Raw genomic sequence first — 22,096 nt, forward strand, 5'->3', positions numbered from 1 at the left:
GACAGCTCTGAAGGATCGTTCAACCGATCACTTTAGTTCTAACTGATCGGCATTACTCCTACTTAGGAGCTATTTTTTCTCCTGAATAGTGCTAACGTAATGAAGCTTATTAGCAGGTCAGTTCTGGCTCTGACAGCTCTTGCACGCAAGCACGGCTGATGTCTTCATCAATGTAGGCCATTCCAAGCTTATTGAGATAATCCATACGATCCGCAGTGCGCAGTTCGATGTCTGGGCCTGCGATGTTGTTCTCTTGATAGATCTCAGTTAAGTGAGCCATGAATTGCTCGCCAACACTCATCATTAATAGGCTCATTGCGCCAACGTCAGGCCTTACTTTGGCACGTTGTTTGTCCGTTAAATTTACCGCTAATACGATAGGGCGTTCTTCACCCTCAAAACGAGTGCTGCGCTCGCGAATAGTTTGCTGAGCCCAGTAGTATGCCAGTTCTTTACTCTGAGTTAAGAAGACGGGCTCAACGGATTCTGTGTAATTATTGCCAATCGTTGCCATGGTTTTTGAAGCGGCTTCATTGAGTGCTTTGTCTCCTGAGCGTTTCAGCCCTTGGTCTTGGATTGAAGCGAGTAAGGCTGAAGATGTGCCGTGATACCAAGTATCACCAGTAGCGAAACCATTTTCTGACAGCAGTGTTTTAGCATCTTGTAGGTGTGTCGGTATTGAAGTCATAGGCACTCTCAATAAATAGGAAAATCAACAAACAGGAATGTGATCAGTTTAAACAGAATTTTTCAGGGTCACAGTGGTGTGGAACACAAATCTGAGGCTTTGAGATGAAGCCGGCAGTACAAGCTTCATCCCAAAACCTCCTCCCTCCCAGCACCTAACAGGGAAAAGGGAGGGGGAGATTCTAGAGGGGGAAACGCTGTTAACGATTAATCAAATTGATTAGACGTATTCGCTTCACCCGCTGCTTTTAGTGCATTTTCACCAGCAAAGTACTCTTTGTGGTCATCACCCATGTCTGAACCAGACATGTTTTGGTGTTTAACACATGCGATACCTTGGCGAATCTCTTTACGTTGAACATTCGCAACATAGCCCAGCATGCCTTGGTCACCGAAGTATTCTTTTGCAAGGTTGTCGGTAGACAGTGCTGCAGTGTGGTAAGTCGGCAGAGTAATCAAGTGGTGGAAGATACCCGCTTCGCGAGATGCGTCCGCTTGGAATGTACGAATCTTCTCGTCAGCGCTTGCAGACAGTTCAGTTTCATCGTATTCCGCACTCATTAGGCTTGCACGGTCGTAAGCTGATACATCTTTACCTGCTGCTGCCATTGCATCGTATGCTTGTTGGCGGAAGTTTAATGTCCAGTTGAATGATGGAGAGTTGTTGTAAACCAGTTTCGCATTAGGGTGTACTTCACGTACGCCGTCCATCATCTCTTTGATTTGACCGATGTGTGGTTTCTCAGTCTCAATCCAAAGAAGGTCAGCACCCGCGTTGATTGCTTCAATACAGTCGAATACACAGCGGTCTTCACCAGTACCTTCGCGGAATTGGTATAGGCCTGAAGGCAGACGCTTAGGACGAACTAGCTTGCCGTCACGGTTGAAGCAAACATCACCTTCAGCCATATCTGCAACATCAATCTCTTCAACATCTAGGTATGAGTTGTAGATATCACCTTGGTCGCCAGGTTCTTTCACTACTGCGATTTCTTTTGTTAGACCAGCACCTTGTGAATCGGTACGAGCAACAATAACGCCGTTGTCTATGCCTAGTTCAAGGAAAGCGTAACGAAGTGCGCGAAGTTTTGCGTGGAAGTCAGCATGAGGAACCGTTACTTTGCCGTCTTGGTGACCACATTGCTTCTCATCGGCTACTTGGTTTTCGATTTGTAGACAACATGCACCTGCTTCAATCATCTGCTTAGCCATTAGGTAAGTTGCTTCTGCGTTACCGAAACCTGCATCGATATCCGCAATGATTGGTACTACGTGTGTTACGTGGTTGTCGATTTTGTCTTGGATTTGGTCTTGTAGATTCACATCGCCCGCTTCACGTGCTGTGTCTAGTTGACGGAACAAGCCACCTAGTTCACGAGCATCCGCTTGACGTAGGAAGGTGTATAGCTCTTCTACTAGGCCAGCAACTGACGTTTTCTCATGCATAGATTGGTCTGGAAGTGGACCGAAGTCAGAGCGAAGTGCTGCTACCATCCAACCTGAAAGGTATAGGTAACGACGGTCTGTCTTGCCATCAAAGTGCTTCTTAATAGAAATCAGCTTTTGTTGGCCGATGAAACCATGCCAGCAACCCAGTGATTGAGTGTATTGAGAGCTGTCTTCGTCGTAAGCCGCCATGTCTGCACGCATAATATCTGCCGTGTATTGCGCAATATCCAGACCTGTTTTGAATTTGTTTTGAGCTCGCATACGAGCTGCAGATTCAGGGTTGATTGCATCCCATGGAGCACCAGCAGCGCTTTTTGCAACTTCAATCTTTTCGATATCTTGTGTAATTTGCGACATAACTATTCCTTAGTTTCACGTGGACATGTTGGCCAATTTGGCGAGGTCATTCGATTTGGATTAAATCTAACCATGGACAAAGAATAACCATGTATGTGATAATTTTGTTAATTTATAGTTATTATATTCGGTATTTTTCTTATGAATATTGCTCGTATAGACCTTAATTTACTTGTGTATTTAGACATGTTGCTACGTGAAAGAAACGTAACACGAGCAGCAAATCAGTTAGGAATCACTCAGCCAGCCATGAGTAATGGCCTGCGTCGATTACGTGATTTATTTGAAGACCCGCTATTGGTGAGAACCAGTGAAGGGATGATACCGACCGAGCGAGCACATAAACTGCAACCATTGATTAGAAACATCTTGGCGAATGTAGAAAAGACATTGCAGCCGACCACGGAATTTAATGCAGAAGACAGTGAACGTGTGTTTCGTATCATGGCGAGTGACTATGCTGAGTCAACCATTATTCAGCCGCTATTGAAAAAGTTGAGCGAGATAGCACCGAAAATACGCTTGGATATTATGACGCCAAGTGACGTGAGTTATCAGGATGTGGAGCAAGGCACTGTTGATATTATCATCAACCGTTTTGACGACATTCCACAGTCGTTCCATCAGATGAGCCTTTGGCACGACGGGTTTTCTTGCCTATTTAGTTGTGATAACCCGATAGCGGACAACTTCGATATTTTGTCTTATCTAAAGGCGCAACATATCTGGGTAAGTAAGACGGGTATGGGCACCGGTGTTGGGATTAACCCAAGCGAAGCGCAAAAGCTTGGTTGGATAGATGAAGCATTAATGCGCATTGGCAAAACGCGTAATATCACGGTGTTCACACGACACTACCTGTCGGCGATTCTCTTCGCTCAACAGAAGAACCTGATCCTGACCATTCCAACCAAAGCGGCACAATTGCAGCGCAACAACCCTCGGTTGTTAATCAAACCTGCGCCATTTGCTATTGAACCCTTTGAGGTGAAAATGGCTTGGAGTCCATTATTACAAACCAATCCTGACCATCAGTGGATGCGCCGATTGATTAAAAGCGTCGCCAATGAAATAGAGAGTGGTGTGACGGAATAACACAGTTTGTAGGGTATTTTTTATATGAATATCCAGTATAACTGGCATAAATTAGCTAAATTTATGTCCGTTGCGTAAGTTTAAATGAGTTATTGAAATTTAAGTCAGTTAAGTAAATATATTGAGTAGTCATCAGTTAGCTTGAGAGAGATTTTATGAGCAGTCGTATTCAACAGGGAAGCTTGAACATTGATAGCACCCTCTACCAATTAATTAATGATCAGGTCATTCCTGGAACAGGCATTGTCGCTGAAGACTTTTGGCAATCTTTTGCAACCATCCTTGAAGATTTGGCTCCAAAGAACCGCGCATTGCTTATTAAGCGCGACGATCTTCAACATCAAATTGACGTCTGGCACCAAGAGCGTGCCGGGCAAGCGCTAGATCCTGTGGAGTACAAAGAGTTCTTACAGCAGATTGGCTACCTCGTACCTGAAGGCGAAGACTTTCAAGTTACCACTGCAAGCGTTGAGCCTGAAATTGCAACACAAGCGGGCCCGCAGCTCGTTGTGCCTATTATGAATGCACGTTTTGCACTTAACGCGGCTAATGCGCGTTGGGGCAGTTTATACGATGCGCTCTACGGAACCGATGTCATCAGTGAAAGTGATGGTGCAGAAAAGGGTGGCAGCTTTAACCCTGTACGTGGCGCTAAAGTAGTGAGCTACGCTCGAGGTTTCCTTGATGACGCAGCACCTCTCAACGGTGTTTCCCATAAAGATGTGACCAAATACAGCATCAGCAACGTCAGCATTGGCAATACACTAACAGCGACCTTAGATAACGGCGAAGAAGTCACTCTAATCGATCGCAACCAGTTCATTGGTTACCAAGGTGATGCGAGTGCGCCTTCAAGCATTCTGCTTAAGCACAACAATCTCCATATCGAAATTCAAATTGACCCGAGCGCGCCAATTGGCAGCGTTGATGTGGCTGGTATTAAAGATGTGCTGGTGGAATCGGCTCTCACCACCATTATGGATTGCGAAGATTCGGTAGCAGCGGTTGATGGTGAAGACAAAGCATTGGCTTACCGTAACTGGTTAGGCTTGATGAAAGGTGACTTACAAGAGTCGCTAGAGAAAAACGGCAAAACCATCGTTCGTAACCTCAACCCAGATCGTCAATACACCAGCGTGACGGGAGGCGAGATCTCGCTGAAAGGCCGCAGCATGTTGTTTATCCGCAATGTGGGCCATCTAATGACCAATCCTGCCATTATTGATGCTGACGGTAACGAAGTACCTGAAGGTATTATGGATGGCATGATCACTTCACTAATCGCGATGCATGATTTAAAAGGCAACAGCGCGTACCAAAACTCGACCGCGAACAGCATCAATATTGTTAAACCTAAGATGCATGGCCCTGAAGAAGTGGCGTTTACCAATGAGTTGTTTGGCCGTATTGAAGATGCATTAGGCCTAGATCGATTCACGATCAAAGTTGGCATCATGGACGAAGAGCGTCGTACCTCTGTGAACTTGAAAGAGTGTATTCGCGCGGCTAAAGACCGTGTAGTGTTCATCAACACTGGTTTCCTAGATCGAACGGGTGATGAAATTCACACCAGTATGGAAGCGGGTCCGTTTGCTCCTAAAACACAGCTGAAAACCATGACTTGGATTGGCGCTTACGAAGATCAAAACGTTGATCTTGGCTTAGCTTGTGGCCTGCAAGGTAAAGCCCAGATCGGTAAAGGCATGTGGCCAGAGCCGGACAACATGGCCAAGATGATGGATGCGAAAATCGGACACCCAAAAGCAGGTGCAAATACCGCTTGGGTTCCTTCTCCAACTGCCGCGACTTTGCATGCTCTTCATTATCACAAGGTGAGCGTACCAAGCCGTCAGAAAGAGCTTCGTGAGCGTGTGAGAGCGAACGTTGACGATATTCTTACTATCCCGTTACTAGGTAATCAAAAGCTGACAGCTAAAGATATCCAAAATGAATTGGATAACAATACACAAGGTATTCTTGGCTACGTAGTGCGTTGGATTGACCAAGGCGTCGGTTGTTCGAAAGTGCCAGATATTAACGATGTAGGGTTAATGGAAGACCGAGCGACATTGCGTATTTCGAGTCAACATATTGCCAACTGGTTACGCCACGGCATTTGCGATGAAGCACAAGTAATGAAAACCATGAAACGTATGGCGGCAGTGGTTGATGGACAAAATGCAGGTGATTCTAGCTACCGCAATATGGCGCCAGATTTTGAAAATAGCATTGCTTTCTCAGCGGCTTGTCAGCTGGTATTCGAAGGCTGCGCTCAACCTAGTGGTTATACCGAGCCAGTGTTGCATGCGATGCGACTGAAGCTGAAAGGAACCGCACAATAAATAATAAAAAAAGTAGTACCCCTATTTGAACCGAGCCCAAGGTGCCGCGCTAATTTAGCGCGGCTTTTTTTTGGTTTTTTTTCGAGGGAGGGGCGAAGCTCAAAAGAGAGGTATTGTTTGGGCTATTCGATGTTTAAGCTTGCTGATGTTTAAGAGTTAGGCTTAGTTGCGACCAAACCTAACTACTTCCGAGATCTAGTTACTACCAAAGCACAGATACTTGATATCCATGTACTCATCGATGCCTTCTTTAGCGCCTTCACGGCCAATACCTGACTGCTTCACCCCACCAAAAGGCGCGACTTCGGTCGAGATCATACCGTCATTAATGCCAACCATGCCGTATTCCAGCGCTTCTGCGACCTGCCATACGCGGTGAATGTTCTGGCTGTAGAAGTAAGACGCCAAACCATAAATGGTATCGTTGGCCATCTCGATGAGTTCTTCATCGGTTTCGAACTTCATCACAGGCGCGACTGGGCCGAAGATCTCTTGTTGAACGATGTCCATGCTGTGTTTCACCTCTTTAAGAACCACAGGCTGAATGAACAAGCCGTCAAGCGCTTGAGTTGGGGTGACAGGCTGCGCACCTTGTTCCATCGCTCGGTCAATCAACCCTTGGATATTTTGTTTCGCCCTTTCACTGATAACAGGGCCAATAGTGACGCCTTCATCTAATCCGTTACCCATTTTAAGCTGCTGAACAGCTTGGTCGAATTTCGCCACAAACTCGTCATGTACCTTGCTATGAACGTAGAAACGGTTCGCACAAACACAGGTTTGGCCTGCATTACGGAATTTTGAAGCCATTGCGCCTTGAACGGCCGCGTCGATATCCGCATCGTCAAACACGATAAACGGTGCGTTGCCGCCCAGTTCCATTGAAGTGCGCTTAATGCCTTTCGCAGCTTGAGCCATCAAGATACTGCCGACTCGAGTCGATCCAGTAAAAGAGATCTTTTTGATCAGTGGGTGTGATGTGAAAAGCTCGCCAATCTGTTCGGGGCTGTCGCCAAGTACGACTTGAAGTAGATCTTTAGGAATGCCCGCTTGGTAAGCCAATTCAACCACAGCAAATGCAGAAAGCGGCGTTTCATCTGAGGGCTTCACAATAAAACTACAGCCAGCAGCAAGGGCAGGAGCAGCCTTACGAGTGATCATCGCAATTGGAAAGTTCCATGGCGTAATGGCACATGCGACTCCGATAGGTTGCTTGATGGTTACCAAGCGTTTGCCTGCGACTGTGCTAGGAATAGAATCACCATAGGTGCGCTTGGCTTCTTCGGCGAACCATTCAATAAAGCTAGCACCATACACCACTTCGCCCGTTGCTTCTGCTAACGGCTTACCTTGTTCAATGGTCATTAGGCGAGCAAGATCTTCTTTGTTTTCAAGGATCAGTTGATGCCAACCACTTAGCATTGCAGCACGGGATTTAGCGGGAATTTTTGCCCACTCTTTCTGCGCAACATGAGCGCGTTCGATAGCGCTCTCTAACTCCGCCTCGGATGAGATTGGCGCATGCCCAATAAGCTCACCCGTTGCTGGGTTTGTGACTGCAACTGCGTTGTTCGCTTCTGTCACCATAAAAGAGAGTAAGTGCTGGTTCTTAATGTTTAGCATCGTGATTCCTTTGTTGTGATTACTTTAGACGTGTTGCTTATATGCGGGTTGGCGAGTCTTTAAATGACTTCGACCAAATGTTGATTGGTCGAAGGGCATGGATGTTGATTCGCTAATCTTGGTCATTCTCTGAGATAGATCTGCTCACTAGCCCCAGTTATCAGACTCTATCTTCGCGAGCGCTTTTGCTGCTTTTTGAAGAGCTGGCAGAAACTTGATCGCTTCGTCTGGTTTTACGCGAATCACTGGCGCTTGTATTGCTAAGCCAAGATTGGATTGACCAGTGGAAGACGGTATCAATACAGCGATACAGACTAAACCGGGTAAGAACTCTTCATCATCAATAGCAAAACCTTGGATCTTCGCTTCTTCGATGTCTTTCTCTAATGTCGAATAGTCGGTGATGGTTTTTACTGTGTATTGAGTGAGAGGCACATTTTCGATCAGTCTTCTGCGTTGTGATTTCGACATGTGCGCCAAAAACAATTTGCCTGTGGCTGAGCAATGTACGGGCACGCGAGAGCCTGGTTGTAGATGGAAGCGAAGCGGGGCTTCAGTTTCTGCGCGATCAAGATAGATGATCTCACCGCTCGACAGTGCCGTTAGGTTGCAGCTCTCGCCGACTTCTGCTCGAAGGTTTTCAAGAATAGTGCGTCGTGCGCTGTGCATGGTGCTATTGAACAGCAGGTTTTCAGCAAGCTTTCTGAGTCGAATGCCAGAGCTGTAATGCTTTTCGTCACCATCTCTTTGAATAATACCCGCAGCTTCTAATTGTTGCAGCATGCGGTGCAGAGTTGGTTTCGGTAGTCCGGTTTCTTCGACGAGCCCTTGAAGAGAAATAAACTCATCTTTTTGCGCTATCACCTCTAATAGTGCAAAAAGTCGGAGAGTGGGCGTATCTCCTTGAACTTGTGGTGTTTCTGTTTGCATACAGTGATTCATCCTTGCGATATGTCTATGTATAAGAGTGTACATACCAAATTAAAAATCTTCAATTATCTGAATAAAATTTGACCTTTTTTATTATTTCAATAATATAAATATAAATTATGGAACAATTAATCTCAATAAATGGAATTTAAGATGAAAGCGATTGAACGGATTATTGATAAGGCTCACTTAGATCGTAAGCGAGTGGTTTTAAGCGAAGCAGAAGACCCTCGTGTACTCAAAGCGGCACGATTGGCGATAGATAAACAGCTCGCTTACATCACGCTAGTCGGCGATGAAAAGGCGATTATCGAAGCGGCACAGTTGCACCACATTAATCTCGCTGGCATTCATATTGTTTCACCACAAACATCAGCACTCAAAGCTGTGTTGGCTGAACGGCTCTATGAGCTAAGAAAAGCCAAAGGCATGACTTATGAAGATGCATTGGAGAAGGTCAAAGACCCATTGATTTTTGCCAATTTGATGGTGAGGGAAGGGTTAGTAGACGGCACAGTCAATGGTGCGGTTTACACCACGTCTGATGTAGTACGAGCGGCGCTGCAGATCATTGGGCCAGCACCAGATAGTGAGTTGGTGTCTAGCTTCTTTCTGATGATGTTGTGCGAGCCTTTCCATAATCTTAAAGGTGGCATGATTTTCAGTGATTGTGGTTTGGTGATTAACCCCAACGAAACCGAGCTTGCGTCCATTGCAGTAGCGGCATCAAACAGCGCTCAAACCCTGTTGATGGAAGAACCGAAAGTGGCAATGCTGTCGTTCTCTACCAACGGCAGTGCTAAGCATGAATCAGTCGATAAGGTTCGTAATGCCGCTCAGTTAGTGAAACAACGTTGTCCCGGAATAGCTGTCGATCAGGACGTTCAACTCGATGCCGCGATTGTCACTGAAATAGCCGCGAAAAAGCTGCCCGATTCAGAAGTGAAAGGCCAATCTAACGTATTGATCTTCCCCAATTTAGAAGCGGGGAACATAGGCTATAAGCTCGCAGAAAGATTAGGTGGCGCGGTCGCGATTGGCCCGTTACTGCAAGGATTGAATCAGCCTGCCAATGACTTATCCAGAGGGTGTAGCGCGGAAGATATCTTCAATGTAATTGCGGTGACTGCCGTACAAGCGCAGCAAGGGAAAGTGTCTGACTCTAAGGTTGATACTGAAGTTGATGTTGAAGAAAAAGAAGAGTCGGCATTTGAGTTCCGGTATTAACATCTAGCTCTCGAATCTAGCACTCACATTCGAATCAAACCCAAACAACCTAAATAGGATTGCTAATGGAGTTACCTGTTTTACTCGCCATTCTTGCCACTATTGCGGTGGGTACCTACTTCCAAACTGTCACGGGTTTTGGCCTCGGTATCATCGTGATTGGTTTAACGGTCAGCCTTAATTTGGTTTCCTTACCCGTGATTGCCGCTGTGGTCAGTATTGTGACCTTGTTCAATTGCTTGGTGGCGTTGATGGGTAAGCCACTGCTTGGTGAACTCAAGATTCTGGTGGTGTTAGTCATCGGTATAATCCCCGGCGTATCGATGGGGGTGTTCTTGCTGGATGAGTTGAGCGATTCGGCCACGAATATTCTCCGAGGATTATTGGGTGCGATGGTGTTATTCGCAGGTTTGAGTTTTATGTTCAAACCTAAAACCAGAAAGGATCGTTCGGCAACGGTATCTTTCTTGTTATCTGGTTTTAGTTCTGGGCTCGCGGGTGGGTTATTCGGTATGGCAGGCCCACCGATTGTTTACCATCTCTATCGACAACCTTTTACGCTCGATCTAGTGCGAAGCACACTGCTGATGGCGTTCGCTTGTACGTCGATGTCCCGTACCGTCAATGTCTACGCGGCAGGCGACATGGAACCGAGCATACTATGGTTATCAGCGATCGCTGTTCCCTTGGTGGCGCTTGTCACGATGTTTGCTCGGCGCTTCCCACCACCGTTGTCCAATGATCAACTGAGAAAGTTGGTGTTTATTGTGTTGATGTTGATTGGTGGGTACTTGATGGCGATCTCTGCATGGTCGTTGCTTGCTATTTCTTAGTTGCTTGCTGTTTTTTAGTTGCTTGCTGTCTTTTAGTTGCTCGCTATTTCCTAGTTACCTCTTAGCTGCTTGCTACCTATTAAGAACCTTCCGATAAAAGGCTAGCGGTTTGCTAGCCGATACTTCACAGCTCCCCGAAACGTAACTGCTCAGTGAGTGCTCGTATAAAAAAACCTTAACGCTTTAGCATCTCAAATACGCTCTTAGATAATCCAAATAAGCAGCTCTCTTGCACATCTAAAGTGATGTTACTGCGGTAGTACGGGCTTAAATCGACGCCCATTCCCACACCATGAATCTCGATATGGTTTTTGTTTGATTCACGCTCTATCACTTGTTTGAGATGGTTATCCAAATAGAACTGATCGTTGGCGGTGCTGGTGGCAGTATCCATCGGACAACCGTCTGAGAACACAACCAAAACCTTTCGTTGTGCGGTGTGCTGCTGCAACCGCTGACTAGCGAACTGCACCGCTTCGCCATCAATCCCTTCTTTAAAGATGTCAGCTTTACGAAGGCTGGCAATGCCAAGGCGAGAGCGTCTCCAATGTGTATCAAAATCTTTAAACACAATATGTCGAACTTCGTTTAAGCGGCCTGGGTGTTTCGGCTGACCTTGCTTAAGCCATTGCCGATAAACTTTGCCACCGTTCCAATTATTGGTAGTGAAGCCAATAATCTCAAATGGAATGTTGGCCAGTCCAACGGATTTGAGAATTGTATCCATCAGTAGGCTTAGCTTGTGACTGTGTTTCTGCATTGAACCTGAGCAGTCCATCAAAAACGTGATGGCACATTGATGGGATGCGCCAATGTCTGGTTGATAAAAGACGGTGCGTTCCAATGGCGAAGTGATGAGCTTGGTGATCGTAGTGGCGTTAACAATGCCTTCTTCTAAATGATCCTGACGTCGGTTCGTTTGTGGGGTGGCAACAAAGCGAGTGAGCATAGCGGCTAAACGGCGAGTGTTGACTTGTCTCGCCATGATGTCATCGGTGAGTTTCTGCCTCAGTTCGAGTAATAGGGCGCGCCTGACGAGTTTGTCTGCCGCGATGATTTGATCAAATTCTGAATTAAAGACCTGATAATTGGCACCCGACAGTTCGAATACCTTGCTACTGCCTGTAATGTCGGTATCGACATCTTCATCTTGAATGTCACCATCAACAATCAAGGCAAGCTGCGCAAGGATCTTAATGTCTTCTTCGACCGTAGGCGTGGGCGAGTTATCGCTCTCTTGTTCTTGGGTTATTAACTCTTGCGCAAGGGCTGCAAGCTCATTGGCGCAGTGAGCAAACTGTTGTTGGTCGGTTCTATGTTGCTTTAAGCGCTTCAGGCTGTACCCGAAAGTAGGTACGATGCTGGCGCGAGTCGATTCAATGGTTTCAGCGATAGGTTCCGAAACTGGGACACCGGTTAAGCGGGTGTGGATGACTTGCATCAGTGTAAACAGCAACATGCCGATTCGTGATTCGGTGAAGCCATTCTGATGATATTGGTCGCTCCAATACGCAAAATTGAACTGAATACTGGTGGTTACACCTTTTAGATAAGACGGGATTTGCGATTCAATTCGTACCTGTTCGCAGAAATCATATAACAGACGCTCGACTTCGTTTTTCGGTCGCAATGAATAATGAAGAGCAGCATCTGAAAGCAAGAGTCGTAATGCTGATGAATCGATCTTGCCTTGCATCGAAAGCTTGCTGTTTTTCAACTCATGGCGAGACACAAAGGTGAGATCGTTAGTATGTGCAGACTGATAATAACAGGGACTATTGCCTTTATAGAGACGTTCTCCCCGATAATTCAGACTCAACTCACCACTGATCGCTCTGGCGACAGACACGCCAAGATCGAGGATCTTTTTCTGCTGGGAAGAAACATTGGCCATGGTTTACGACTCCGAGTGGGAATAGTTTTGAGTAGGCGTTTCTAAATCTTCACCAAAGCAACGGAAATAGTATTCGCTAACCAGTTCTTTTTCTTCGTCTTCACAACGATTCAAGAATGACAACCTAAATGCGGTGGCTACATCATCGAATATTTGGATGTTTTCGGCCCAAGTGAGCACCGTTCGCGGAGACATCACCGTAGAAAGGTCACCAGCCCGAAAACCGTTACGCGTTAATCCTGCGGTGGCGATCATTTTCTCAACCAGTTGTCGACCACTCTCATTATTCAGATTTGGAAGCTTGGATAACACGATCTTGGTCTCATGCTGTGGATCTAAATAGTTAAGCGTAGCGATAATGTTCCATCTATCTAATTGACTGTGGTTAAGCACTTGAGTGCCCGAATACAAACCTGAGAAGTTACCCAAGCCAAGCGTGTTGCAGGTAGCAAACAGGCGGAAAGAAGGGTGAGGCGTGATCACTCGGTTTTGTTCTAAAGATGTGTATTTTCCGTCTTGCTCTAATAGCTGTTGAATCACAAACATCACGTCAGGACGACCAGCGTCATACTCATCTAACACCAACGCGATGGGTTGTTGAATGCTCTGAGGAAGAATGCCTTCTTTAAACTCAGTCACCTGCATACCGTCTTTAATGACGATGCTGTCTTTACCTATGAAATCCAAGCGACTTAAGTGTCCGTCTAGATTGATCCGCAAGCATGGCCAGTTCAATCTCGCGGCAATTTGCTCAATGTGAGACGACTTGCCCGTCCCATGTGTTCCTTGAATCAGTGTGCGACGATTGGAGGTGAACCCCGCCAATATCGCGAGCGTCACTTCAGGGTCAAAACAGTAATTAGGGTCGACTTTCGGCACATATTCGCCCGCATGTTCAAATGCCATCACGGTTAGATTGCTGTCGATCCCAAAGCGTTCTCTCACACTTACCGGTTGCGTTGGTATCAATTCCGCCTCTTTCATCATATTTCCCTCTATATAGCTCATCACTTGTCGCTGCTATCGCGATATGAGATCGATTATTAACAGCTCCTCTTAAGTTAATGGCACTTTTTGTACGAAAAACTACCAATAATGTGATCCAGTTTTATTAATTAGAATGAATTGTTCCAATTTAATATAAAAAGTTGACGCGCAAAAATTCTACTACTAAGGTGAAAATGAATTCGAAAAAGAGACAATTCATTCCGAAAAATGAAATTTTGGTTAACTCAAGGAGAATGGAAGAATGAGCGAGCAAGAAAAACGTACGGTTGTTTCCGGCACAGTAACAATGACACCATCAGAAGCGTTCGTTGAAACTATGGTTGCTAATGATGTTACCGACATGTTCGGCATCATGGGGTCAGCATTTATGGACGCAATGGATATCTTTGCTCCTGCTGGCATTCGATTGGTCCCAGTGGTACACGAGCAAGGTGCTGCTCACATGGCAGATGGTTACTCTCGTGTATCTGGTCGTCATGGTGTGGTTATCGGGCAAAATGGCCCGGGTATTAGTAACTGTGTGACCGCGATTGCAGCGGCGTTCTGGGCACATAGCCCGGTCGTCATTGTGACGCCAGAGACAGGCACTAAAACAATGGGCTTAGGTGGTTTCCAAGAGTGTAACCAGCTTCCAATGTTCCAAGAGTTCACTAAGTATCAAGGACACGTAACGCACCCAGACCGTATGGCAGAATACACGGGTCGATGCTTTGACCGCGCAATGAGCGAAATGGGTCCGACTCAACTGAATATTCCACGTGACTATTTCTACGGCGAAACTCAAACCGAGATCCCTAAACCCGCGCGTTTAGACCGTGGCCCGGGTGGTGAGAAGTCTCTGAATGAAGCAGCAGACCTGATTGCTGAAGCGAAATTCCCAGTCATCATTTCTGGTGGCGGCGTGGTAATGGCTGACGCAGTTCAAGAGTGTGCGGCACTGGCAGAAAGGTTAGGCGCACCCGTAGTGAACAGCTACCTACACAATGACTCTTTCCCTGCGAGTCACCCATTATGGTGTGGCCCTCTAGGCTACCAAGGTTCGAAAGCAGCAATGAAATTGATGGCTCAAGCGGATGTGGTTATCGCTTTGGGTACACGCCTTGGTCCATTTGGTACCTTGCCTCAACATGGCATGGACTACTGGCCGAAGAACGCGAAAATCATTCAGATTGATGCCGACAACAAGATGCTTGGCCTCGTTAAGAAGATCTCTGTTGGTATCTGTGGCGATGCGAAAGCCGCTGCGGTTGCTCTCTCTGAAAGATTGGAAGGCCGTGCACTGTTGTGTGATGACAATAAAGGCGCTCGTCAAGATACAGTAGCAACAGAGAAAGCACTGTGGGAAAAAGAGCTTGATGAGTGGACACACGAACGTGACTCGTTCAGCTTGGATATGATTGAAGAAAACTCTCACGAGACTCCGTTCTCTGGTGGTGAATATCTACACCCACGTCAAGTACTGCGTGAGCTAGAAAAAGCGATGCCTGAAGACGTAATGGTCTCGACGGACATCGGTAACATCAACTCAGTGGCAAACAGCTACTTACGCTTTGAAAAACCACGTAGCTTCTTTGCTGCAATGAGTTTCGGTAACTGTGGGTATGCGTTCCCGACCATCATTGGTGCGAAAGCAGCGGCACCTCATCGCCCCGCTATTTCTTATGCAGGCGACGGTGCGTGGGGCATGAGCTTGATGGAAACCATGACATGTGTTCGCCATAACATTCCAGTGACAGCCGTGGTATTCCACAACCGTCAATGGGGTGCAGAGAAGAAGAACCAAGTCGACTTCTACAACCGACGCTTTGTTGCTGGTGAACTTGAAAACCAAAGCTTTGCAGAAATCGCAAGAGCTATGGGCGCTGAAGGTATCACGGTTGATAAGCTAGAAGATGTAGGTCCAACCCTGCAAAAAGCCATCGACATGCAGATGAACGAAGGCAAAACAACCATCATTGAAATCATGTGTACTCAGGAATTGGGCGACCCGTTCCGCCGAGATGCACTATCAACACCGGTTCGTTTCCTAGATAAATACAAAGATTACGTATAAGTCATAGGAAGTTTGTCCGGCCACCGCATTATAAAGAGCGTGGTCGGGCAATATTAACGGGTATTGGCAAAGTGCTTAAGTGAAGAACGTAAACGCTTAGTTCAATAATTTCTACTTAAACATTAGAACACTAATTAAATGTTCCATCGGTACATAAGTGGTTCTAGCTATATAAATTTTGTCACTCATTATTATTGTACGATCCTTAACTAATGGATCCATAAATGGTCATCTTTGACGAAGATATATATCTATTATCATTTTTCAATAATTACAACGATACCAATTTAACCATTGATTAACGTGATTATTAATACTTTAACTTTACCGAATATAAATTAAGTGACTTATTGTATGAATGTTGTGAAAAATAAACGTTATATAAGCTCACTCGACGAGCTGTATGAAATAATCGATTCACTCATTGCTGAGTGTAGTGAGCATCGTGGTTTGATTTATAACGTGTGTGATTATGAAAATAATAACCTGATGCCAAGCTTAGGTCGATCAAATCGAAAGAACATTCGCCGTGTCGAACAAGAACTTCTCTCGACCGTGAGAGTTTATGGCGGGCATTCGTTGAGTGCACACGAGATAAACGATTGGTTATTGATGTGTTTAGCCAAGAAACAGGGGTTTCCAACCCGTTTACTTGAGTGGACAGATAACCTGATTAATGCGCTGTGGTCTGTATGTCATAGCCAAAGTAAAGACTGTATCAATATTATTAAAGCCATTGATTATCATAAGGTTAGTGTTTTTAACTCACCATGTGACTTCAATAGGACTCAGATATTCAATGTGGCTGATTGTGATCAGCAAGAGCAACGAAAAGATAAGTGGTATTCCATTCACCCATTTAAGGAAGGTGGCAATGATGCCATTCAGCCTTTGTACGATGAGAAAGAATATTCAAACGGTCTAGTGTCCGTTCATATTCTTCCATCAGCGAAAGTAAATCTGATAAAGGAATTAATCTCCATGAATGTTTTAAATGAACCGACAGAATATATTGAAGAGACACTGGCTGATTTAAAAAATGAAGCCCATGTAGATAGCAATCAAGCAATGAATAAAGGTGAGGGTAATATCGAATTACAAGTTAATACTCATGATCGCCAGCTTGAGCAGTATGGCCGAAAGTACCATCAAGATTTTGATTTCGACTAAAGTCTAATATTTTTACTGATTTTATTTAGAGCTCATATAAATCTAGTGATTACGAGATAAATAAAATTAGAACACCAATTAATTTATAAAAAGATGAAATCTGTGAGCTTAAAGATTGTTTATAAAGTAACTCGAAGTTAGAGTGATGAATCTTGTTATCAAGTTGTTAAATTTTCACAGATCTAGTTTAAACACTCTAATAAAAAAGTGGCGCAAAGCTACTGAAATTTAAACCAATAACGAAAACATAAAGGATTCTGGAATATGAATATGCAAACCAATGCAGCGACATTCGTGCTGGAAAACCAAGTCGACACCGCCTTTTTACAATCTTTTAGTGATGCATGGAATAACCATGATATTGAAGCGCTAATGTCGTTTATGACCGAAGACTGTGTCTTCCACACCGTGGCAGGAGAAGGCGAACTTGGCAACACTATCGAAGGGTACGAAGCCGTTCGCAATAGCTTTGAATTGGTTTGGCAGAACTTTCCAGATGCAGCCTGGAGCGACCCTGTCCACTTTGTGTGTGGCGACCGCGCGGTGAGTGAATCAACGTTCTCTGCGACTAACCCTGATGGCACTGTCATCGAAGCTCGTATGGTTGATGTGTTTACCCTGAAAGAGGGAAAAATCAGCGTAAAAAATGCCTTCCGTAAAACACGACCTCTTTTGACTCCTAACAACACTCCCAAGAGCTAGACACGAAACCACAACCCGTTCACGTGTTATGACTAGGAGAGTCGAATTATGAGTTTAGTAATGGAACAACCGGCAGCCGATGTGCCGCCAAAGGTGACAAGCACCCAAGCACAAGAAAGTACCCAAGCAAAAGAAAGATACGATCCAAAATACGATCCACTTAAAGACAAGAGCCCAGGTCACGGTAAGGAATACGCCCCGACTTATTGGATAGATACCGCAGGCGCGCCACCTGAAGATGATGGCCCAATTACATCGGATATGGATGTCGATGTGGCGATAATCGGTTCAGGCTACACAGGCCTAAGCACTGCGATACACCTTGCTGAAATGTACGGCATTAAAGCGATTGTGATTGAAGCTAACCGTATGAGTTGGGGCTGCAGTACCCGAAATGGTGGTCAAGCTCAGTGTGCGTCAGGACGTTTGAAGCGTTCTCAGTGGATTGAACGCTGGGGACTCGAAACCGCGCTAAAAATGCACCGCGAATGCGTCGATGGTATGAACACCTTTAAGTCTCTGATCAAAGACATTGATTGTGACCCACAGCCGGGCGGCCACTTATACGTTGCCCATCGTCCCAAAGTGATGGCAACACTTGAAAAAGAAGCCAAGTTGCTGCGTGACACGTTCGATTACGATGCGCAGATCTTAGATGCGGAAACCGTAAAACGTGATTACGTTGGTGATCAAGAAGCGGCAGGCGCAATGCATGAACCAGAAGGTATTGGCATCCATGCAGGGAAACTGGCGTTTGGTTATCTAAGAAAGGCGAGAGCACTCGGCGTAAAAGTTCACCCCGCAAGCCCTGTGATGGGGTGGGAAACGCGCAACGGTGTGCACTACCTAAAAACACCAGGTGGTGTGGTTAAGGCTCGCTCTGTTGGTGTTTGTACTGGTGGATATACCAGTCAAGGTTTGCATTCAGAGCTTAAGAATCGCCTATTACCCGTACTTTCTAACTCGATGGTGACGCGTCCGTTAACTCAAGACGAAATCGCTGCGTGTAACTTCAAAACCAATCAGGTGATTACTGATACCAGAATTCTGCGTCATTACTACCGTTTGTTACCGGATAACCGAGTGCAGATTGGTACACGCAGTGCCATCAGTGGCAAGAATGCACCTGAAAAGAAATACGAAGATATGTTGAGAGCGGATTTAACCCGAAAATTCCCTTCTCTCGATCAGATCAAAATCGATTATTCATGGTGGGGTTGGGTTGATGTTAGCCATGACATGATGCCAAGAATCTATCAGCCGAATCCAAAGCAGTCCATATTCTACGCGCTAGGGTATGGCGGCAATGGTGTGATGTACTCCGCTCAAGCAGGCAAGCGCCTTGCCCAGTGGATCGCAGGTGAAGGCCATAAGCTTGACTTGCCAATATTTGAATCAAAACTTCCGTTCCCCAACGTGAGGGAAGTGGTGGAATCTGAGATGTTTGCACCATTTCGAAGAGTAGGGCAACAGTTCCTTTATCAGTGGTATTCGTTAAAGGATGAAGTGCTTTAGCTACTCGAACATTGTTTCCAAAATAGGGAAATAGAACTACGACCAGGAAAGTTGTACCAGGTCACCTTGTGAGCAAAGTACAGGCAGGAAGTCTGTATGATAGGAAAGGTTAAGACTATGAAATTGATTAAAAATAAAATTATTGCTGGCGTCACAATTGTAGCAACAGCGATGCTATCTCATACCGCGGCAGCAGCAAATTTTAAAATGGCTATCGGCGATGCTGCTGGTGGTACTCAGTGGGAATTAGCGACATCATTTTCTGAATTGATGGAGCAAAAAACAGACGGCAAAGTCAAAATCGACCTGTTCCCAAATGGTCAATTGGGCAACGAGCAAGACACCGTCAACGACGCGGCAATCGGCCTTCTCGACTTCTCAGTATTGGCGATCAACAACGTGACGCCTTTCTCTCCAACAGTTGGTCTATTGACCATGCCTTACGTGATTCAAAGCGCTGAAGAAGCGGTGCTATTAACTCAAGGCCAAGTAGGTCAAGACCTTGTTGATAACACGATTCGTGATGCAGGTGTTCGCATCGTAGGTTGGGCTTATTCTGGTTTTAGGGTTCTAACCAACTCTAAAAAATCAGTGGCTTCGCCAGCAGACCTTAAAGGGTTAGTGATTCGCGTCCCTCGTAACGAAATTATGATTGCTTCGTACCAAGCATGGGGCGTAAACCCAACACCAATGGCATGGTCAGAGACATTTACTGGTCTGCAGCAAGGTGTGGTTGATGGTCAAGACAACCCATACATCACTGTTCATGCAATGAAGTTCAATGAAGTACAAAAGTACGTCACAAACCTTCGTTATATCTTCTCTCTTGAGCCACTAATCGTCAGTGAAACTGTCTTCCAACAACAGACGCCTGAAATGCAAAAGATCATTCTTGAAGCGGGTCAGGAAGCGACAGAGCACAGCTTTGCATACTTAGAAAATACTGAAAACAAGATCCGTGAAGAACTGCAAGCAAAAGGCATGGTCTTCACTGACCCAGCAGACAACGAGCAAGAGTGGATCAGCAAGGTCACGAAGTCAGTTTGGCCTAAGTTCTACTCAAGCATTGGGGGCAAAGACAAGCTAGACGACGTTCTTGAGTTACTAGGTAGAAAGTAACGATTAGATACGCCCTATCTGCTGTTCTCCGCTACTTAATCACCTAGCGATAGAACAGTGAGATAGGGCATTTACATGGCTTTACTCGTTGATCTGTTTAGTACCTGATCTGCTCAGTACCGCGAGCGACTGGTTGTCATGTGGAAATCAACATTGGAGGTTATATGTCAGTCGCTAAAACTATAAAAAAGCATCTTAACAACATCGAGGAATATACTTGTTGTCTGTTGCTAGCAAGCTTTGTCTTATTACTGTTCACACAAATCCTTACTCGTCAGCTTTTCGATTACTCCATACCTTGGGGTGATGAAGTCGCGACTTACATGTTCGTTTGGTTTGCCTATCTAGGCGCCGTTGTGGCGGCCAAAATGTCGGCGCATAACCGAGTCAGTTTTCACTTCAAGTTCTTCCCTCCGATTGTTCAGACCGTCTGTGAAACCATCGCTGACTTCTTATGGTTGCTGTTCAACGGTTACTTTGTCTATCTCAGTTACGATTTCGTGTTCAACAAAATGAACCTGTTCTGGAAATCTCAAACGACAGGTATCCCAATGAAGTACTTCTATATGATTTTGCCTATCGCGTTTTCGTTGATGATGATTCGAATTATCTGGAACAACTATGAGCGTTTGTTCAAAGGCGCTAAGAACGAAGATCCAGAAGTCAAAGAACTGCGAAAAATGACGGCACAAAAGTCATCACAGTAGTCGTCACAGAGAATAGCCGTAATAGAGAGATGTAATAATGGAATCCTATTTAACTCTAATTTTATTTGGTGGCTTCTTAACCCTGTTAATTCTGGGTGCACCAATCACAGTATCACTGGCCGGCGCTTCAATGGCGGCCTATATGTTGCTCGACAAAAATCCCATCGCGTTAGTACAAATCGCATTTACTTCGGTGGGTAACTTCCCGTTAATGGCGCTGCCGGCCTTTGTTCTTGCTGGCGCATTAATGGAGGCGGCGGGTATCTCCAAACGTCTGGTGGATATTGCAGAGAGCTTAGCCGGACCCGTGACGGGTGGCCTTGGCGCTGCAACGGTAATGGCCTGCCTGTTTTTTGGTGCTATATCGGGTTCAGGGCCTGCAACCACCGCTGCGGTAGGCATGCTAATGGTGCCTGCAATGGTTAAGCGAGATTACGATAAGAGTTACGCATCGGCAGTAACGGCTGCCTCAGGGGGCTTGGGGATCATCATTCCGCCATCCATCCCGTTAGTTATTTTCGGCATCTCAGCAATGGGATTAATGGCACCGCCTGAAGCCATCGCTCAACACGGGCAATTTGCTTCTTTATCTATTCCTAAATTGTTTGTTGCGGGCGTTGTTCCTGGCTTCATCATGGCATCTACACTCGTCGTCACTAACTACTTCATTGCCAAGCGAGAAGGCTATAAAGGGCTGTCTGAGAATTGGTCATTTGGCGAAGTAAGACACGCTTTGCGCCGTGGCATATGGTCGATACTGGCTCCATTTTTGATTCTCGGAGGTATCTATAGCGGTATGTTCACACCAACAGAGTCAGCGGTTGTGGCAATTTTCTATTCGCTGTTTGTGGGTGTGTTTATTCATCGAGAGTTATCGTTCAAAAGCACCATCAAATCATTATCGACAACCACATGGATTACCGGGCGTGTGTTGCTGATTCTATTTGCTGCAACGGTATTTGGTCGCTTGTTAATCGAACAAAAAATTCCGGTCGTGGTGGCTGAGTCATTGTTAGGTTTCACTGACAACATGTACATGGTGTGGGCACTGACTATTGTGCTATTGCTTTTCGTCGGTATGTTCATGGAAACGTTAGCCGCGATCATGATTATCGTACCAGTGCTGTTGCCAATCATGTACATGCTAGGCGCGGATCCAACCCACGTTGGGATCGTGGTGGTGTGTACGTTATCGATAGGTTTTGCTACGCCTCCGCTCGGTGAGAATATTTTTGTCGCCTCGGGGATCGGCGGAGCCACAGTTGAGCAGATCACCGCGAAGATCCACCCCTTTGTGCTTGCATCCGTTATTGGCGTTTTCGTTATCGCTTTCTTCCCACAAATTACGCTTTGGCTACCGTCCTTAGTGGGCTATTAGGAGAGGT

Annotated in this window: 17 protein-coding genes; 11 read left to right on the forward strand and 6 right to left on the reverse strand. The window is 45.7% G+C overall.

Annotated features, from left to right (window positions below):
* Positions 1-109: 109 nt before the first annotated feature.
* Together ED652_RS12085 and ED652_RS12090 are read right to left on the reverse strand one after the other, a co-directional pair.
* Entirely contained in the window at positions 110-688 is a 579-nt protein-coding gene (locus ED652_RS12085) for a hypothetical protein (protein ID WP_122054944.1), read from the reverse strand.
* Between the two features lie 206 nt (positions 689-894).
* A complete protein-coding gene (locus tag ED652_RS12090; protein ID WP_122054946.1) occupies positions 895-2,493 on the reverse strand; it encodes an isocitrate lyase in 1,599 nt (532 codons plus the stop codon).
* 141 nt (positions 2,494-2,634) lie between these two features.
* On the opposite strand from ED652_RS12090, the gene ED652_RS12095 reads away from it, so the two are divergent.
* Together ED652_RS12095 and ED652_RS12100 are read left to right on the forward strand one after the other, a co-directional pair.
* Complete coding sequence (locus tag ED652_RS12095; protein WP_009845781.1) at positions 2,635-3,588, forward strand: LysR family transcriptional regulator; 954 nt, start codon at positions 2,635-2,637, stop codon at positions 3,586-3,588.
* Between the two features lie 155 nt (positions 3,589-3,743).
* Positions 3,744-5,930 carry a malate synthase G gene (locus ED652_RS12100; RefSeq protein ID WP_122054947.1) on the forward strand — a complete coding sequence of 729 codons (2,187 nt, stop codon included), beginning with the start codon at positions 3,744-3,746 and terminating at the stop codon, positions 5,928-5,930.
* Positions 5,931-6,125: 195 nt separating this feature from the next.
* Here the strand turns inward: ED652_RS12100 and ED652_RS12105 are convergent, their stop codons facing one another.
* Both ED652_RS12105 and ED652_RS12110 read right to left on the reverse strand, forming a co-directional pair.
* Complete coding sequence (locus tag ED652_RS12105; RefSeq protein WP_122054949.1) at positions 6,126-7,553, reverse strand: NAD-dependent succinate-semialdehyde dehydrogenase; 1,428 nt, start codon at positions 7,551-7,553, stop codon at positions 6,126-6,128.
* 147 nt (positions 7,554-7,700) lie between these two features.
* Positions 7,701-8,483 (reverse strand): IclR family transcriptional regulator, encoded by a 783-nt coding sequence (locus tag ED652_RS12110; RefSeq protein ID WP_016784285.1) that lies wholly within the window; start codon positions 8,481-8,483, stop codon positions 7,701-7,703.
* A gap of 153 nt (positions 8,484-8,636) precedes the next feature.
* On the opposite strand from ED652_RS12110, the gene pta reads away from it, so the two are divergent.
* The gene (gene pta, locus ED652_RS12115; protein WP_122054950.1) at positions 8,637-9,710 is read left to right on the forward strand and encodes a phosphate acetyltransferase; all 1,074 of its coding nucleotides are present in this window, start codon (positions 8,637-8,639) and stop codon (positions 9,708-9,710) included.
* Positions 9,711-9,775: 65 nt separating this feature from the next.
* The gene (locus ED652_RS12120) at positions 9,776-10,543 is read left to right on the forward strand and encodes a sulfite exporter TauE/SafE family protein (protein ID WP_122054952.1); all 768 of its coding nucleotides are present in this window, start codon (positions 9,776-9,778) and stop codon (positions 10,541-10,543) included.
* Positions 10,544-10,718: 175 nt separating this feature from the next.
* On the opposite strand, the gene ED652_RS12125 is transcribed toward ED652_RS12120, so the two are convergent.
* Both ED652_RS12125 and ED652_RS12130 read right to left on the reverse strand, forming a co-directional pair.
* A complete protein-coding gene (locus ED652_RS12125; protein ID WP_122054953.1) occupies positions 10,719-12,437 on the reverse strand; it encodes a cobalamin biosynthesis protein CobT in 1,719 nt (572 codons plus the stop codon).
* 3 nt (positions 12,438-12,440) lie between these two features.
* Positions 12,441-13,424, reverse strand: a complete 984-nt coding sequence (locus ED652_RS12130) for a MoxR family ATPase (RefSeq protein ID WP_165906415.1) — start codon at positions 13,422-13,424, stop codon at positions 12,441-12,443.
* Between the two features lie 262 nt (positions 13,425-13,686).
* On the opposite strand from ED652_RS12130, the gene xsc reads away from it, so the two are divergent.
* The 7 genes from xsc (at position 13,687) to ED652_RS12165 (ending at position 22,089) form a co-directional block, all read left to right on the forward strand.
* Positions 13,687-15,498 (forward strand): sulfoacetaldehyde acetyltransferase, encoded by a 1,812-nt coding sequence (gene xsc, locus ED652_RS12135; RefSeq protein ID WP_004731917.1) that lies wholly within the window; start codon positions 13,687-13,689, stop codon positions 15,496-15,498.
* A 354-nt stretch (positions 15,499-15,852) separates the two neighbouring features.
* Positions 15,853-16,668: an FRG domain-containing protein gene (locus ED652_RS12140; RefSeq protein WP_122054955.1), complete on the forward strand. Its 816-nt coding sequence runs from the start codon at positions 15,853-15,855 to the stop codon at positions 16,666-16,668.
* Positions 16,669-16,932: 264 nt separating this feature from the next.
* Complete coding sequence (locus ED652_RS12145) at positions 16,933-17,370, forward strand: nuclear transport factor 2 family protein (RefSeq protein ID WP_016767899.1); 438 nt, start codon at positions 16,933-16,935, stop codon at positions 17,368-17,370.
* Between the two features lie 48 nt (positions 17,371-17,418).
* Positions 17,419-18,885 (forward strand): FAD-binding oxidoreductase, encoded by a 1,467-nt coding sequence (locus ED652_RS12150; RefSeq protein ID WP_122054957.1) that lies wholly within the window; start codon positions 17,419-17,421, stop codon positions 18,883-18,885.
* Positions 18,886-19,002: 117 nt separating this feature from the next.
* Positions 19,003-20,004, forward strand: coding sequence for a TRAP transporter substrate-binding protein (locus tag ED652_RS12155; RefSeq protein WP_010431300.1), 1,002 nt, complete (start codon positions 19,003-19,005; stop codon positions 20,002-20,004).
* A gap of 164 nt (positions 20,005-20,168) precedes the next feature.
* A complete protein-coding gene (locus tag ED652_RS12160; RefSeq protein ID WP_004731905.1) occupies positions 20,169-20,711 on the forward strand; it encodes a TRAP transporter small permease in 543 nt (180 codons plus the stop codon).
* Between the two features lie 37 nt (positions 20,712-20,748).
* On the forward strand, positions 20,749-22,089 hold the full coding sequence (locus ED652_RS12165) for a TRAP transporter large permease (RefSeq protein WP_017109008.1): 1,341 nt from the start codon (positions 20,749-20,751) through the stop codon (positions 22,087-22,089).
* The last annotated feature ends 7 nt before the right edge of the window (positions 22,090-22,096 follow it).

The organism is Vibrio sp. Evd11 (assembly GCF_900382755.1).
In the GTDB taxonomy this organism is placed as follows: domain Bacteria; phylum Pseudomonadota; class Gammaproteobacteria; order Enterobacterales; family Vibrionaceae; genus Vibrio; species Vibrio lentus.

Bases quoted from the DNA above. Each gene is read 5' to 3' on its own strand.
- ED652_RS12085 (WP_122054944.1), bottom strand. From the start codon at position 688: ATGACTTCAATACCGACACACCTACAAGATGCTAAAACACTGCTGTCA.
- ED652_RS12090 (WP_122054946.1), bottom strand. From the start codon at position 2,493: ATGTCGCAAATTACACAAGATATCGAAAAGATTGAAGTTGCAAAAAGC.
- ED652_RS12095 (WP_009845781.1), top strand. From the start codon at position 2,635: ATGAATATTGCTCGTATAGACCTTAATTTACTTGTGTATTTAGACATG.
- ED652_RS12100 (WP_122054947.1), top strand. From the start codon at position 3,744: ATGAGCAGTCGTATTCAACAGGGAAGCTTGAACATTGATAGCACCCTC.
- ED652_RS12105 (WP_122054949.1), bottom strand. From the start codon at position 7,553: ATGCTAAACATTAAGAACCAGCACTTACTCTCTTTTATGGTGACAGAA.
- ED652_RS12110 (WP_016784285.1), bottom strand. From the start codon at position 8,483: ATGCAAACAGAAACACCACAAGTTCAAGGAGATACGCCCACTCTCCGA.
- pta (WP_122054950.1), top strand. From the start codon at position 8,637: ATGAAAGCGATTGAACGGATTATTGATAAGGCTCACTTAGATCGTAAG.
- ED652_RS12120 (WP_122054952.1), top strand. From the start codon at position 9,776: ATGGAGTTACCTGTTTTACTCGCCATTCTTGCCACTATTGCGGTGGGT.
- ED652_RS12125 (WP_122054953.1), bottom strand. From the start codon at position 12,437: ATGGCCAATGTTTCTTCCCAGCAGAAAAAGATCCTCGATCTTGGCGTG.
- ED652_RS12130 (WP_165906415.1), bottom strand. From the start codon at position 13,424: ATGATGAAAGAGGCGGAATTGATACCAACGCAACCGGTAAGTGTGAGA.
- xsc (WP_004731917.1), top strand. From the start codon at position 13,687: ATGAGCGAGCAAGAAAAACGTACGGTTGTTTCCGGCACAGTAACAATG.
- ED652_RS12140 (WP_122054955.1), top strand. From the start codon at position 15,853: ATGAATGTTGTGAAAAATAAACGTTATATAAGCTCACTCGACGAGCTG.
- ED652_RS12145 (WP_016767899.1), top strand. From the start codon at position 16,933: ATGAATATGCAAACCAATGCAGCGACATTCGTGCTGGAAAACCAAGTC.
- ED652_RS12150 (WP_122054957.1), top strand. From the start codon at position 17,419: ATGAGTTTAGTAATGGAACAACCGGCAGCCGATGTGCCGCCAAAGGTG.
- ED652_RS12155 (WP_010431300.1), top strand. From the start codon at position 19,003: ATGAAATTGATTAAAAATAAAATTATTGCTGGCGTCACAATTGTAGCA.
- ED652_RS12160 (WP_004731905.1), top strand. From the start codon at position 20,169: ATGTCAGTCGCTAAAACTATAAAAAAGCATCTTAACAACATCGAGGAA.
- ED652_RS12165 (WP_017109008.1), top strand. From the start codon at position 20,749: ATGGAATCCTATTTAACTCTAATTTTATTTGGTGGCTTCTTAACCCTG.